Below are 13,379 nucleotides of genomic sequence, written 5' to 3'. Positions count from 1 at the left end.
CCTACGGCCAGCCAGCGCCCGGCGCGGAAGCTTCGATGCTGAGCACCTGGCCGGTGCGCGCATCGCTGATCATGTGCTCGAAGCCGCGCCATTCGGCAGCGACGATGAACAGCGTCTTGCCGTCGGCGCCGCCGAGCATGCAGGCAAAGCAGCCGCGATCGGCATCGACACTGTCGAGCATCGCCCCGCCCTCGCGCACCCGCACGCAGTGCCGGTTGGGGACGTCGGCATACCAGATGGCGCCTTCGGCATCGAGGCAGATGCCGTCGGGAAAGCCGTTGCCGAGGTCGGCCCATCGCCGCCGGTTGGCAAGGCCGCCATCGGCGGCGATGTCGAAGGCGGTCAGCCTGTTGGCGTGGGACTCGGCGACGATCAACGTCTTGTTGTCAGGCGACACCGCCATCCCATTGGCGAAGGCGATCTTGTCCGCCACCTGCCGCACCGACCCGTCCGGTGCAATCAGCACGATGGTGCCGGGGCCGAAATGCTGGCCGGGAACCGGCGCTGGCCCACCGCCATTGACGTAGATGTTGCCGCGCCCGTCGACGACGATCTCGTTCCAGGCGTTCCCTGAGAGGTGTCGCAGATCGGCGTGGGTGACCAGCGTCCCGTCTGCTTCCTGCCGCAGCACCAAGCCCTCACGCCCGCAGACGACGACCAGGCGACCGTCCGGCAGCCAGTCGACCGAATAGGGCAGGGTGGCCGGCACGGTGAGCATGATCTCACTGTTGCCGTCGGCATCGACGGCGATGATCTGGCCCGTTCCCCAGTTGCAGAACCAAAGCCTGCCATCATGCCAGCGCGGCGATTCGCCGAACGCCAGACCGTTCATCACGACCCGCGCTTCCTTTGCTGCTGATTTCCGTGACAGCATTTGTTGCCTCCAGCTTTCGTTCGGCGGGCGCTTTGACAAGGCCCGTATCTCCAAGGACGCATGAGGCCGGTTCGCCCCGACACCAGTCATGCCTTTTTTGGACAGGCGCATTGGACCCTTCCAACGCCCGCGATCGGCTAATGCGGACGAGAACGCCGGATCCGGCGTTCCCTCATTGTCGCGTTGCGGCCACAGGGTGTTTCCGCTATTGAGGCCGGACCTGAAACTAGGCTGTTTCCATTCCATGGACCTCGTCGACACGATCAAGAAAACGTTGGTTCCGATCCATCGCGAAGGCTATCCGTTTATCGCCGCCTTCGCAGCGGTGACGCTTTTCCTCGGCTATTTCTCTTCGATCCTGTTCTGGGTCTGCCTCATCCTGACGGCCTGGTGCGTCTATTTCTTCCGCGATCCCGAGCGCGTCACGCCGGTCGACGACCGGCTGGTGGTGAGCCCGGCCGATGGCATCATCACGGCGGTCGGTCCGGCAGTGCCACCGCGCGAACTTGGCCTCGGCGGCGGCGAGATGACCCGCATCTCGGTGTTCATGGACGTCTTCTCCTGCCACGTGAACCGGGCTCCGGTGCGCGGCCGCATCACAAGGATAGAGCATCGGCCCGGCCAGTTCCTCAACGCCGCACTTGACAAGGCGAGTGCCGACAACGAGCGCAACGGCCTGGTCATCGACAGCCCCAACGGCACGGTGGCCGCGGTGCAGATCGCCGGTCTGGTGGCGCGGCGCATCGTCTGCTGGGCCGAGACCGGCGGCACGATCGGCATCGGCGAGCGCTTCGGGCTGATCCGCTTCGGCTCGCGCGTCGATGTGTTCCTGCCGTCGACCGCAACGCCCCGTGTCGCCGTCGGCCAGACTGCGGTCGGCGGTGAAACCATACTGGCCGAATTCGGCGGCGTTGCCGCAACGCCGCTCGTGCGGGTGTCCTGAGCCGTGGGCGCGCCGTTCAAGAAATTCGAGGCGCATGGCAGCGGCGGCCCGCGCATCCGTGAAATTCCGATGCGCATGGTGCTGCCCAATCTCGTCACAGTGCTCGCCATCTGCGCCGGCCTCTCGGGCATCCGCTTCGGCTTCGAAGGCCGTTTCGAGCCGGCAGTGGTGATGGTGCTGCTGGCCGCCTTCCTCGACGGCATCGACGGCCGCCTGGCACGCATGCTGAAGGCGACGTCCAAATTCGGCGCGCAGATGGATTCGCTCGCCGACATCGTCAATTTCGGCGTAGCGCCCGCGCTGGTGCTCTATGCCTTCCTGCTCGACCAGGCCGGCTCGCCGGGCTGGATTGCCGCGCTCCTGTTCACCATCGCCTGCGGCCTGAGACTCGCTCGCTACAACGTGCTCGACGAAGATACTGATCGCCCGCAGTGGCAGGCCGAGTATTTCGTCGGCGTGCCGGCGCCGGCAGGCGCCGTGCTGGTGATGCTGCCGCTTTACCTGTACTTCCTGCGGCTTGGTGTGGAGCCGTCCCGCCCTGCCGCCTTCATCGCCGCCGGTTTCACCGTTCTGATAGCCTTCCTGCTGGTCAGCCGGCTGCCGGTCTATTCCGGAAAAAGCCTGAAAGTCCCGGGCGACAAGGTGCTGCCGATCATCCTCGGTGTGGTCCTCTACATCCTGCTGTTGATGACCTATCCCTGGTACACGCTGACGGCGTCGGTTGCCGGCTATCTGCTCTTCCTGCCGCTCAGCATCCGCGCCTATTCCAGGCGCGCCAAGCGCGAAGGCGAGAAGGTGCCGCCTTCGGACTTCGGCTGACAGATCTGTCGCCAATTCGCTGATAGTTCAATTAGTTCAAGTCGGACGCATCCCGCTCTAGCGGGAACCTGCCGGCGTCTTGACCGTTCTGTCTCAGCGGGCGAGGCGAGCGACGTCGCGAACGCCTCGCTATCAGCCCTTGAAGCTGCTGTCCCAGGCGCAGGAGCTTAAAGAAGAGTGAGGAGAAATGGCTGTCGTCCTCATTGGCGCGTTGCTCATTGTCGCTGGCGTGGTGTATATGGCCGGCGCAGCCCTTTGGCGTGGGCGGCTCAGCGATCCGGCGCCTGCTCGCGCGGCGCCGGATCGCTCGACGCCAAATCTTGCAACGCCAGGCCCGACACTTGAGCCGCGGCGGCGCGGCCTCGGTTTCCTCGGCCTGTCGCAGAACTGGCCGGGCCTGCTGATGATGGCGGTCGGGTTCATCCTGCTGTTGTCGGTGGTGGTCCTCTAATGCATGTCGCCCAAAAGTGCGCAGCGGTTTTGGGACAACGAGATGCATTCAAGCAAGAACTTAAAGCGCCTCGCATAAATCCCTTCAGACGCGACGCGCTTTAGGCGCTAGGCCGCCGCGCTGAGCCCCAGTCGGTCAATCGCCAGTTTGCGGGTCGAGACGTAGTCGGTCTTGCCAGAGCCCAGCACCGGGATTTCCTCGACCTTGACGATGTCGTTCGGCACCATCAGATCGGCCGCGCCGGCTTGTCTGCCGAATTTGCGCAATTCATCGGGGTCGGCGTCATCGGCGGTGGTGACCAGCACGATACGCTCGCCGCGGCGCTTGTCCGGCACCGCCACCACAGCGTGGTGCTCTTCCGGCCACAGCGACTGCACCAGCATCTCGACCGCGCCCAGCGACACCATCTCGCCGGCGATCTTGGCGAAGCGCTTGGCCCGGCCGCGAATGGTAATGAAGCCCTCGCGGTCGACAGAAACGATGTCGCCGGTATCGTGCCAGCCGTCGAGCGGCTGCAATTCCCCGGGCCGATCTGAGGTCATGTAGCCCATCATCAAATTCGGCCCCTTGAGCAATAACCGTCCGGCGCCGCTGATGCCCTCGACCGGCTCGAGCTTCATGCGCATGCCCGGCAACAGTCGCCCGACCGTGCCGTCGCGGCCGTGGATGGCGGTGTTGACGGCAACGACGGGCGCTGCCTCGGTCAGCCCGAAACCTTCGATGATCTCGGCCTGGAAGCGCTCCCGGTAGACGCGGCGCGTCTCCGGTTTCACCGCTTCGGCGCCGGCGACGATGAAGCGCAGGCTGGAGAAATCGCCGTCCTTGGCGGTGCGCGCATAGTTGGCGAGGAACGTGTCGGTGCCGAACATGACCGTCGGCCTTGCCTTGCGTGCGACCTCGGGGATCAGCTTGTAGTGCAGCGGCGAGGGGTAGAGGAACAGTTTCACGCCGGTGACCAGCGGCAGGATGGTGCCGCCGGTGAGCCCGAACGAGTGGAACACCGGCAGCACGTTGAGCAGGATGTCTGCCGGCGAGATGGTGATGCGGGCCTCAGCCTGCATGGCGTTGGCGAGAAGATTTCTGTGCGACAGGACCACCGCCTTCGGCGTGCCTTCCGAGCCTGAGGTGAACAGGATCACCGCTGGTTTGGCCGCATTCTGCGGCTGCAGCGGCCAGCGCCACAGCAAGGCGGCGGCGAGCTTGTCCAGTACGGTTACGCTGGCCCGCACATCCTCCAGCCACAACAGCCTGGCGCCGCCTTCTTCTACCGCCGCGACGATGTCAGCGAGGCTGGCCTTGTCGACAAAGGCGCGCGACGAGACCACGGTGCGGATCTCCGCCGTGCGCACGGCGGCGGTGACGCTGGCCGGGCCTGCGGTGTAGTTGATCATCGCCGCCACCCGGCTCGCCGACAACAGGCCAACGAGTGACAGCACGACACCGTTGGCGTTGGGCAGCAGCACTCCAACCGCTTCATTCGGCGCCGTCACCGCCTCGAAGCGGCGGCCCAGCACCCGCGCGCCGATGAACAGCTTTCTGTAATTCAGCGTGCCGCTGACCACGTCTTCGACGATAGGATGCGAGGCGCCGACACGGTCGGCGGCGTCGCGTATGGCGAGGAACAGGCCGCGGTCAAGATCGCTGCCGAAAAGCTGGGCTTCGGCGAAACGGTCGAACAGCGCATTGGTGTTCGAAGACTGATCAGGGTTTCGCGCTACCAACTCGGCGATGGTCATCGGCTCCAGCACGCTGATCGACAGGCTTGGAAACCAGCGCCGCGGCGCCTTGTCCGCCGGCGTCAGCGATACCGGCAGCGTGCGCGCGCCGGCAACGAAGATCGGCACGATGCGGGCGTCGGCCTGCATGGCGATGCGGGTGACGGCGCGAAACAGGCGAAATGTCTTGATGTCAGGCTCGACCGCATCCGGCAGATAGACGGCAAGGCGGCCCTTGCCCTTCAGCACCCGCACCAGCCGGCGGCTGACGAAGACATGCTCGGCGTTGAAAGCGATGGTGCGGCCAAGCTCGCGCCATGGTTCGAGCCAGGGAGATCGCGCCGAGACCTCGTCGAGGATGTGCAGCGTGTCTTCCGGCAGCAGCGACAGCATCAGCGCCGGTTCGAGACGCGACTGGTGCGAAATGACGTAAATGACCGGGGCGGCTGTTCTGCGGGCGATCTTGATACGATCATCGGCAATCCGGTAGGCGAGCTTGAACGGCACATAGAGCAGCGCCTGCGTGAAGCGCAGGCCGAGGCGGAATTTTTCCACCACGCCGATCAGCAGCCAGGCCGCGACGAGACCCGCAAGCAGCGCCAGTGTCAGGATCATGCCGCGTCTCTCCCAACAGATTTTGACCTCGCGGCTCTTCGTGACCGCTTCGATGAGAACCTAGACGAAGTGGGCTCAACGTCAATGCGGAGGTGCGGTACCTTCGCATTACTGGCCCGGCCGGCCATGAAAAGTGCGGCGTCTATGTTTCCTTGTGACGGAGAAAGCGCCTGCGGCATGAGCCTGGATTGATGGGGGCGGCTCACGCCGCCTTCAATCTCCCGCTGATGAAGCGGAATTCCTGTGTCTTGCCACCATAGCCATAGGCGGCGGCCGGGACTTCATGCACGAAGGCATAGCTCTCCTCATGCAGCTTGCCCAGCAGGCTGCCAAAGCCAAGGAAGAGCGCCTTGAGATAGGCCTCCAGCTCAAGCTTGGTGTTGGTGCCGTCGACCACCTTGATGTCGAGCCAGAAACTGTTGGCGCCATGCTCGGCCAGCGACTTTCCGCCGGCGAACCAGTGCTCGGGGTCATGATAGGAAATGGCCACCGCTGTGATCGTCGCATCCTTGCGCAAATGCGTCGCGGTCAGTTCGGTCACCTGCTTGGCGATAGCGGCGGACAAAGCGGCATCGGGCTTGCCGGTGACGCTGACATTGATGATCGGCATAATTTCTCTCCTCGGGTTACGCGGCGTCTGTTCGCCGTCAGAAATCTTTGCCATCGCTCCTGCGTTATGAAAATCGAATTGTTTTCAGGGAAAACTTTGATACTGTCGAATTATGACAATGCTCGACCCCGACCTCCTCAAAACCTTTCTCGCCTTCGTCGACCGCGGCTCGCTGGCGCAGGCGGCGTCATTTGTCGGGCGCTCGGCGTCGGCGGTGACCACGCAGATGCAGCGGCTTGAGGAGATTGTCGGCGAACCACTTCTGGTGCCGCAGGGAAGAGGGCGCGTCCTGACGCCGGCGGGCGAAGATCTGGCCGGTCATGCGCGGCGCATCCTTGCTGTGCATCGCGAAGCGTGGCTGGCCCTCAAGGGCGTGCGAGCGGATGGGCGCGTGGCCATCGGCACGACACAAGATTTCGCCGACAGCGGCCTCCCGGATTTGCTCAGGGCCTTTGCCGCGAGCTATCCGCGCGTCAGGATCGAACTGCGCGTCGGCCGCTCCGCCGAATTGGCCGAGGCGCTGCAAACCGGCATCCTCGATCTGATGGTCGCCATGCGACAGGCTCCGGCGCCGGACGAGATCAGTGTGCTCCGCGAGCCGATGATGTGGCTCTGTTCGCAAAGAGGCTTGGCCACACACCAGGACGAACTGCCGCTGGCGCTACTCGATCCGCATTGCGGCTTTCGCGAAGCGGCGATCGCTGCACTCGACAGGGCAGGTCGCCGCTACCGCATCGCCGCCGGCAGTGCCAGCCTGGCCGGGCTGCGCACGGCGGTGAATGCCGGCATTGCCCTGACGCTGCGGACGGCGCGCTTTGCCCATTCCGGCATCGTCGAGGCGCCGCGCGACCTTGGGCTGCCGCAGGTTCCCATCGCCGAGTTCGCCATCCGGCTGCGCCAGGATGCCGAGCCCCCGGCCCAGGATCTGGCTGCGCTGTTCAGCGGCAACCTTGCCTTGGCAGGCGCACCGAGCTGATTTCGCAAAAGAAAAAGCCGACCTTGCGGTCGGCTATAGGTTAGACGGGCCGAGGGGTTTGGGGGGACTTGGATGACCCGTCAAAGCCAACAATGCCTGAACCTGTTGATGGTTCCATGACCTTGCTAATTTATTTGCACCCGCAGATTTATTTTCGGGGGCTAATTTTTCTCAGGCAGAGCGCTGCCTGGCCGCCAGTCGCGCCCGCCATGGGCGAACACCGCGCAGAGCACGATGGCGCCGCCGATCATGCTGGCTGCTGGCGGGACCTCGGCCAGGAACAGGAAGGCGAACAGGATCGCGAACGGCACTTCAGCCGAGCCCAGCAGGCCGGATTCGGCAGCCGGAATGAGCCGCGCGCCCTCCGTCCACAGAATAGAGGCCAGCGCGAACGACGTGCCGAAGGTGACGAGCAACACTGCGTCCCTGGCCGAGACTGCCAATGGATCGGCGACGAACCAACCGAGCACGAACAAAAGGAATGCCGACACCGCCCCGGCCCACACCACCGGCGTGTCGCGGAAAGCCCGCACCATGATCATGTAGAGCGCGCTGCCGATTGTCATCAGCAGCGCCAGCCCGTTGCCGAACAGATGGCCGGTGCCGAAGCCGGACCAGACCATGATCGCCACGCCGCTGAGCGACACGGCGGCGGCGGCAAGCGTCTGCAGCCGGAAGCGCTGACGAACCAGAATGAAGGCAAGCAGCGCGGTGACGAAGGGCGCGGTGGCGTAGATGATCGCAACATTGGCGACGAAGGTGAACTTGAACGCCGCGATGAAGGCGATGCTGGCTAGCGCGCCCTCGATCGCCAACAGCCAGCCGCGCCAGCCGAGGCGCAGGCTTTCACGCCCACTGGATTGGCGGCGCCAAAGCACATAGAGGCTGATCAGGATCGAGCCGACGAAGCCGCGCCAGCAGGTGATGGTGAGCGGATCGGCATGGATCGACTTGGTCAATACGCCGGTAAGGCCGAACACCGCCGCCGACGCCGAAACCAGGATGATGCCAAGGGTGCGCTCGGCGGTGGTCTCAGGCATGGTTAGGGATCCCGTCATGTCACCAGACTATGCTGCCTTGTCCTGACACCATACTGTCAGCAGGATTGCCGTATCCTGCAGCCGCCTGCGGAAATGTTCGTTGCAAGTCGATTCATCTCATCAAAGGCCGATGTGTCAGCTCGACACGAAATGTCCATCCCTTTCGCACGGCTCCTGCGGACCGCGAACATCCCTGTTGGCTCGGCCCCTGGGTCAGCCCGATAGAAAGGCGGTCCACAGCAACGAGGTGATTCGTGAGCTCTTCCGCCCAGTTCCTGAATGCTTCCGAAGCCGCCGGCCGGCTCGGTGTGTCGGCCAAGGCCCTGCGGCTTTATGAGCAGCGCGGCCTGATCGCTCCGATCCGCACCGCGGCCGGATGGCGGGCCTACGGTCCTGTCGAAATGAGCCGGGGCGCAGAGATCGCGGCCCTGCGCGCGCTTGGCTTCAGCTTGGCCCAGGTGGCGCGGGTGTTGGAGGGTGACTCGCGGGGCATGGAGCCGGCCTTGGCCGCGCACCAGTCAGCACTCGAGAGCCGGCTGCGCCAGCTTGTCGGCGTAATAGAGAAGATCGGTAGCCTGCGGGACGACCTCGCTCGAGTCGAAGCGCCAAGCGCCGGGGAACTGGCGCGCCTGCTGGCGCCAGAGGCTACGCTCAGCGTCGCTTTCGACCTTCCCTGGCCTTGGGGAGGCGAGCGGTTCGAACTGGGACAGATCCGACCGCTGAACTACATCATCGGCCCGCTGGGCAGTGGCAAGACCCGGCTGGCTCAGCGCCTGGCCGAGACATTGCCTGACGCCGCCTTCCTTGGCTTGGACCGACTGGCGAATGGCTGTGCGGCGGCTCTGGCTCGTGTGGACGCCGACCCAGCTCTCAGGTCGCGGGTCGATCAGACGCTAGCCTGGCTCGTCGAGGACGGTGCCGCGGTGTCCGACGCAATGATCGCTCTACTCGTCGGATTGGAAGCCGAAGGTCCGGCCATCCTGGTCGTCGACATGATCGAACAAGGGCTGGATCACGCCTCGCAAGAAGCCCTGATTGCCCATTTGCGTCGCCGCGGCCCCGGCGGTCGACCGCTTTTTCTGCTCACGCGCTCCTGCGCGATACTGGACCTGGCGGCGGTCGGCACCGACGAAGCGATCATCCTCTGCCCCGCCAATCACAGCCCGCCAACCTGCGTCGCCCGGTACCCCGGCACTCCCGGCTACGAGGCCGTCGCCACCTGCCTGGCCTCACCCGAGGTGCGGGCGCGGACGGATGGCGTCATCGCGTGGCGGCCCCGGGTCGCATGAAAGGGCACCAGGTCTAACGACGCGGCAATGTCTGGACAGCTTGTCAGTCCGATCCAAATGTCGTGAAATCGAGGCCGGTTCTATTCGAGTATCCTGACGAGCGCTAAAGCTGACTGCCGAAAAGGGTTTGACATGGACGCGACCGGACTGAAGGCCACGCAGGCGCCGCTCAAGGAGGCGTATCGTGACGACGCATCATGCGCGCTGATCACGCTTCGGGCCAAGGGCTCGATCGACGACCAGTCGATCGCCTGCAAGGTCGAGACCGGCAGGGCGCTCGCCGTTGCCGGTCTGCATCCGGCTACCGGCGGTTCGGGGCTCGAACTGTGCTCGGGCGACATGCTGCTGGAGGCGCTGGTCGCTTGCGCTGGCGTAACGCTGAAGGCAGTGGCGACGGCGCTGGAGTTCAAACTCGGCGCCGCCACGGTGGAGGCCGAAGGCGATCTCGATTTTCGCGGCACCTTAGGCGTGGCAAAAGATGCGCCGGTCGGCTTCCGCGCCATCCGGCTGAATTTCGGCCTCGACACCGACGAGCCACAGGAGCGCGTCGACGCGTTGCTCAAGCTGACCGAACGCTATTGCGTGGTGTTTCAGACCATCAACACCAGGCCGGAACTGACGGTCAGCGCGCAGCGTTGAAACGCGCGCCCCCAGCTACTCACTTTCGCCCTCGTCGGCGAACGGCGAGGCGCTCGGCACACACTGCACCGACCAGCCGGCCGGCGTTGGCTGCTTCTGATATTCGGTGACGGCGAAGGCGCACTGTTCGCGAGTGTCGAACGTGCTGGGCAGCACCACCATGCCGCCTTGCGGGCCGGCAATCACCAGATACCAGACCAGCGCTACGCTCGAAGCCATGGAGATTTCCTCGCTTGTTGTGGGAGTCGGGTGATCCTATCAACTCCGGGCGATCGGCGAAAGCGCGGCCGGGCGCGGTGGGTCGCCACGCCAGCGTGATGTTCTGCGTTTGTTGGGCCAGATCAGTTCACGGCAAAGCAATAGAACAGGCCGTCGCCGCCGGTGCTCCTCAGGGCCTCCTGACTGCAGCCGCCGCGTGAAGCGTGCGAGGAATTCCACGATTTGGCGGCGGCCGAATCGTCGAGACCGGTGCGGTCGTGATGGCCCGTCATTGCCGCGCCTTCCGCTCCGCTGAGCGTCCAGTCGCCGCAAGTCTGGTCGGCAATTTTCGTGCCGTCGGGCTTGGAGCCGGTCAGCACGTCGTGCCGGTTGGGCTTGTCGCCGCGGCCGTTGACCACTTCGCCCTTTTCGTTGAGCGCTGTTTGCTTGGTGATGGCGTTGGCATCGCTATGCAGCGAAGCGACATCGTCGGCGATCTTGACGCCCTTGGCGTTGAACCACGGTCCCGTGCCAATGCGATCGCGTGCATCGGTGTCGCTGGTCGAGAGGTAGGCGTGCCATGTCTTGCCCGTAACGCCCGCGGCTTCAGCCAGCGAGGCGCAATGCGCATCGGCGCCCGCGAGGCCGCCGAGATCGGCGCCCTTGCCCGAGCCGACGCTGGTGACGAAGAAGCTCATCGTCGCATCCTGCGAGGATGCAACGCCGATGGCTGCCAGAGATGCAGCGGCGGTGACGAGAAGCAGTCTGCGCATGGTGGTCCTCCGTTTCGAAAATCTGGCATTCCAATAACGTCGGCGGCGGCGCAATTCTTCCGTCGAAATGCGCGATGCGTCTACTCCGGTTGCCGGTAGGCAACAAAGCGGTTGTGCTTGGCCTGGAAGATCAGCCCGGTTTCCGTAAGCGCAGGGCTGGCCAGCGGCACGATGCGTTTGGCGATCTCTGAAGGATGCGGCAGCGTCTCCGGATCCTCGCCGGGCACCGCCTGCGCACGCATGGCGGTGCGGGTGGCGCCGGGATCGGCGGCATTGACCCTGAGCGCCAAGTTTTCCGTCTCATGCGCCCAGGAACGCATCATCGTCTCGACTGCCGCCTTCGACGCCGCATAGGGCGCCCAGAAGGCCCGCGCCGAATGGGCGGCATTGGAGGAAAGCACGATGGCACGGCCGGCGTCGGAGAGCCTGAGCAACGGGTCGACCGAGCGGATCAGCCGCCATGTCGAGGTAACGTTGATGGTCATCACCTTCTCGAAGGTCTTGGCCTCGACATGGCCGATCGGCGAGATGACGCCGAGCACCGCCGCATTGGCGACCAGGATGTCGAGCTTGCCCCATCGCTCATGGATGGCGCCGCCCAGCCGGTCGATGCCGGCCATGTCAGCGAGGTCCAGCGGCACCAGCGTCGCCTGTCCGCCCGTTGCCTTGATCTGGTCGTCGAGTTCCTCCAGTCCGCCGACGGTGCGGGCAACCGCGATGACGTGCGCTCCAGCGGCGGCAAGTTCCAGGGCGATGAAGTAGCCGATGCCGCGCGAGGCGCCGGTGACGACCGCGACGCGGCCGGAAAGGTCGAGGCTAGGGGCAGGGATCATGCGAGGGCCTCCGTGAGCAGGCGTGAAAACACCGCCCTCTGTCCTGCCGGACATGTGCGGCAGGACAGAGGGGGTAAACTCGGGAAGGCAATTGGTGCTCCGGCAATCCTACGCCCCGCCCGCCGCCAGCAGCGACAGCGTGCGCACATTGTCGGAGCCTTCGAAGTCGGCGAGCCGGGTCGGATATTGCCCGGTGAAGCAGGCGTCGCAGAATTGCGGCTGCTCATTGTCGCGGCCGGCCTCGCCGACGGCGCGGTAGAGCCCGTCGATCGACAGGAAACCGAGCGAATCGACGCGGATGAACTCGGCCATCTCTTCCACCGACATGCGCGACGCCAGCAGCTTCGACTTCTCCGGCGTATCGACGCCATAGAAACAGGAAGCGCGCGTCGGCGGCGAGGCGATGCGCATGTGCACTTCCTTGGCGCCGGCATCGCGCACCATCTGCACGATTTTTTGGCTGGTGGTGCCGCGCACGATCGAATCGTCGACCAGCACCACGCGCTTGCCTTCGATCATACGGCGGTTGGCGTTATGCTTGAGCTTGACGCCCATGTGGCGGATCGAATCGCCGGGCTGGATGAAGGTGCGGCCGACATAGTGATTGCGGATAATGCCGAGCTCGAACGGGATGCCCGCGGCTTGCGAAAAGCCGATCGCCGCCGGAGTGCCGCTGTCCGGCACCGGCACGACGATGTCGGCCTCGACCGGGCTTTCGAGCGCCAGCTCGGCGCCGATGCGCTTGCGCACCTCGTAGACGTTGCGGCCCTCGACCGACGAATCCGGACGCGCGAAATAAACATATTCGAAGATGCAGAAGCGGGTCTTCTGCGGCTCGAACGGAAACAGGCTCTCGATGCCCTTGGCGGTGACGACGACCATCTCGCCGGGCTTCAGGTCGCGCACGAAACGCGCGCCGATGATGTCGAGCGCGCAGGTTTCGGAAGCCAGGATCCAGGCGCCGTCGAGATCGCCGAGCACCAGCGGCCGGATGCCGAGCGGATCGCGGCAGCCGATCATCTTCTTTGAAGTCATCGCCACCAGCGAGAAGGCGCCTTCGACCTGGCGCACCGCATCGATGAAGCGCGAGTTGAGATCGCGTTCCCTGCTGGTGGCGACCAGATGCAGCAGTGTCTCGGTGTCGGAGGTCGACGAGAAGATCGCGCCCTGTTTCTGAAGCGCGCGCTGCACCGTCATGGCGTTGGTGAGGTTGCCGTTGTGGGCGACGGCGAAGCCGCCATCGGCGAGTTCGGCGAAAAACGGCTGGATGTTGCGCTGGCCGGCGCCGCCTGTGGTGGCGTAGCGCGTGTGGCCGATGGCGCGGTTGCCTTGCAGGCTGTCGATGACGCGCTGTTTGGTGAACGTATCGCCGATCAGGCCGACATGATGTTCGACATGGAACTGCGTGCCGTCATAGGAAACGATACCGGCCGCTTCCTGGCCGCGGTGCTGCAACGCATGCAGGCCGAGCGTGACGATAGCCGCAGCGTCCTGCCGGCCAAAAATACCGAACACGCCGCATTCGTCATGGAAATGATCGTCAGCTTCGGCGGAAAGCACGTCGTCTGCGTCTGCCATCTTCAGCTCCGCTAAAGTCGCTATAT

14 protein-coding genes are annotated in these 13,379 nt (G+C 64.8%); 6 read left to right on the top strand and 8 right to left on the bottom strand.

Going from position 1 to position 13,379, the window contains the following annotated elements:
- Nucleotide 1: 1 nt before the first annotated feature.
- Nucleotides 2–874 (bottom strand): SMP-30/gluconolactonase/LRE family protein, encoded by an 873-nt coding sequence (locus M727_RS0110740; RefSeq protein ID WP_036262072.1) that lies wholly within the window; start codon nt 872–874, stop codon nt 2–4.
- Between the two features lie 244 nt (nt 875–1,118).
- Here M727_RS0110740 and M727_RS0110735 point away from each other — a divergent pair, with 244 nt between their 5' ends.
- The 3 genes from M727_RS0110735 to M727_RS0110725 all read left to right on the top strand — a co-directional run bounded on the left by M727_RS0110735 (nt 1,119) and on the right by M727_RS0110725 (nt 3,087).
- Nucleotides 1,119–1,817 (top strand): phosphatidylserine decarboxylase, encoded by a 699-nt coding sequence (locus M727_RS0110735; RefSeq protein ID WP_023800728.1) that lies wholly within the window; start codon nt 1,119–1,121, stop codon nt 1,815–1,817.
- Nucleotides 1,818–1,820: 3 nt separating this feature from the next.
- Complete coding sequence (locus M727_RS0110730) at nt 1,821–2,636, top strand: phosphatidylcholine/phosphatidylserine synthase (protein ID WP_027152692.1); 816 nt, start codon at nt 1,821–1,823, stop codon at nt 2,634–2,636.
- A gap of 187 nt (nt 2,637–2,823) precedes the next feature.
- Nucleotides 2,824–3,087: a hypothetical protein gene (locus M727_RS0110725; RefSeq protein ID WP_023800726.1), complete on the top strand. Its 264-nt coding sequence runs from the start codon at nt 2,824–2,826 to the stop codon at nt 3,085–3,087.
- Between the two features lie 107 nt (nt 3,088–3,194).
- Here the strand turns inward: M727_RS0110725 and M727_RS0110720 are convergent, their stop codons facing one another.
- Nucleotides 3,195–5,417, bottom strand: a complete 2,223-nt coding sequence (locus M727_RS0110720; RefSeq protein WP_027152691.1) for an AMP-binding protein — start codon at nt 5,415–5,417, stop codon at nt 3,195–3,197.
- A 202-nt stretch (nt 5,418–5,619) separates the two neighbouring features.
- Nucleotides 5,620–6,027, bottom strand: coding sequence for a 4-oxalocrotonate tautomerase family protein (locus M727_RS0110715; RefSeq protein ID WP_027152690.1), 408 nt, complete (start codon nt 6,025–6,027; stop codon nt 5,620–5,622).
- 112 nt (nt 6,028–6,139) lie between these two features.
- Between M727_RS0110715 and M727_RS0110710 the strand changes: the two genes are divergently transcribed.
- Nucleotides 6,140–7,003 carry a LysR substrate-binding domain-containing protein gene (locus M727_RS0110710; RefSeq protein WP_027152689.1) on the top strand — a complete coding sequence of 288 codons (864 nt, stop codon included), beginning with the start codon at nt 6,140–6,142 and terminating at the stop codon, nt 7,001–7,003.
- A 161-nt stretch (nt 7,004–7,164) separates the two neighbouring features.
- Here M727_RS0110710 and M727_RS0110705 read toward each other — a convergent pair whose 3' ends face one another.
- Nucleotides 7,165–8,043 carry a DMT family transporter gene (locus M727_RS0110705; RefSeq protein WP_027152688.1) on the bottom strand — a complete coding sequence of 293 codons (879 nt, stop codon included), beginning with the start codon at nt 8,041–8,043 and terminating at the stop codon, nt 7,165–7,167.
- A 254-nt stretch (nt 8,044–8,297) separates the two neighbouring features.
- Between M727_RS0110705 and M727_RS0110700 the strand changes: the two genes are divergently transcribed.
- Complete coding sequence (locus M727_RS0110700) at nt 8,298–9,332, top strand: MerR family transcriptional regulator (protein WP_027152687.1); 1,035 nt, start codon at nt 8,298–8,300, stop codon at nt 9,330–9,332.
- 132 nt (nt 9,333–9,464) lie between these two features.
- A complete protein-coding gene (locus tag M727_RS0110695) occupies nt 9,465–9,971 on the top strand; it encodes an OsmC family protein (protein WP_027152686.1) in 507 nt (168 codons plus the stop codon).
- 15 nt (nt 9,972–9,986) lie between these two features.
- On the opposite strand, the gene M727_RS0110690 is transcribed toward M727_RS0110695, so the two are convergent.
- From M727_RS0110690 to purF, 4 genes are all read right to left on the bottom strand, one after another.
- Complete coding sequence (locus M727_RS0110690) at nt 9,987–10,190, bottom strand: hypothetical protein (RefSeq protein ID WP_027152685.1); 204 nt, start codon at nt 10,188–10,190, stop codon at nt 9,987–9,989.
- 122 nt (nt 10,191–10,312) lie between these two features.
- Entirely contained in the window at nt 10,313–10,942 is a 630-nt protein-coding gene (locus tag M727_RS0110685; protein WP_027152684.1) for a hypothetical protein, read from the bottom strand.
- 80 nt (nt 10,943–11,022) lie between these two features.
- Nucleotides 11,023–11,775, bottom strand: coding sequence for an SDR family NAD(P)-dependent oxidoreductase (locus M727_RS0110680; RefSeq protein WP_027152683.1), 753 nt, complete (start codon nt 11,773–11,775; stop codon nt 11,023–11,025).
- A 108-nt stretch (nt 11,776–11,883) separates the two neighbouring features.
- Nucleotides 11,884–13,353, bottom strand: a complete 1,470-nt coding sequence (gene purF, locus M727_RS0110675; protein ID WP_023800717.1) for an amidophosphoribosyltransferase — start codon at nt 13,351–13,353, stop codon at nt 11,884–11,886.
- Between the last annotated feature and the right edge of the window lie 26 nt (nt 13,354–13,379).

Origin of the sequence: Mesorhizobium sp. WSM2561 (assembly GCF_000513915.1) — a bacterium.
Taxonomy (GTDB): domain Bacteria; phylum Pseudomonadota; class Alphaproteobacteria; order Rhizobiales; family Rhizobiaceae; genus Mesorhizobium; species Mesorhizobium muleiense.
This window is presented reverse-complemented; position numbering and strand designations above follow the sequence as displayed.

Coding starts and splice junctions, on each gene's coding strand:
- M727_RS0110740 (WP_036262072.1), bottom strand. CDS start 874: ATGCTGTCACGGAAATCAGCAGCAAAGGAAGCGCGGGTCGTGATGAAC.
- M727_RS0110735 (WP_023800728.1), top strand. CDS start 1,119: ATGGACCTCGTCGACACGATCAAGAAAACGTTGGTTCCGATCCATCGC.
- M727_RS0110725 (WP_023800726.1), top strand. CDS start 2,824: ATGGCTGTCGTCCTCATTGGCGCGTTGCTCATTGTCGCTGGCGTGGTG.
- M727_RS0110720 (WP_027152691.1), bottom strand. CDS start 5,417: ATGATCCTGACACTGGCGCTGCTTGCGGGTCTCGTCGCGGCCTGGCTG.
- M727_RS0110715 (WP_027152690.1), bottom strand. CDS start 6,027: ATGCCGATCATCAATGTCAGCGTCACCGGCAAGCCCGATGCCGCTTTG.
- M727_RS0110710 (WP_027152689.1), top strand. CDS start 6,140: ATGACAATGCTCGACCCCGACCTCCTCAAAACCTTTCTCGCCTTCGTC.
- M727_RS0110705 (WP_027152688.1), bottom strand. CDS start 8,043: ATGCCTGAGACCACCGCCGAGCGCACCCTTGGCATCATCCTGGTTTCG.
- M727_RS0110695 (WP_027152686.1), top strand. CDS start 9,465: ATGGACGCGACCGGACTGAAGGCCACGCAGGCGCCGCTCAAGGAGGCG.
- M727_RS0110690 (WP_027152685.1), bottom strand. CDS start 10,190: ATGGCTTCGAGCGTAGCGCTGGTCTGGTATCTGGTGATTGCCGGCCCG.
- M727_RS0110685 (WP_027152684.1), bottom strand. CDS start 10,942: ATGCGCAGACTGCTTCTCGTCACCGCCGCTGCATCTCTGGCAGCCATC.
- M727_RS0110680 (WP_027152683.1), bottom strand. CDS start 11,775: ATGATCCCTGCCCCTAGCCTCGACCTTTCCGGCCGCGTCGCGGTCGTC.
- purF (WP_023800717.1), bottom strand. CDS start 13,353: ATGGCAGACGCAGACGACGTGCTTTCCGCCGAAGCTGACGATCATTTC.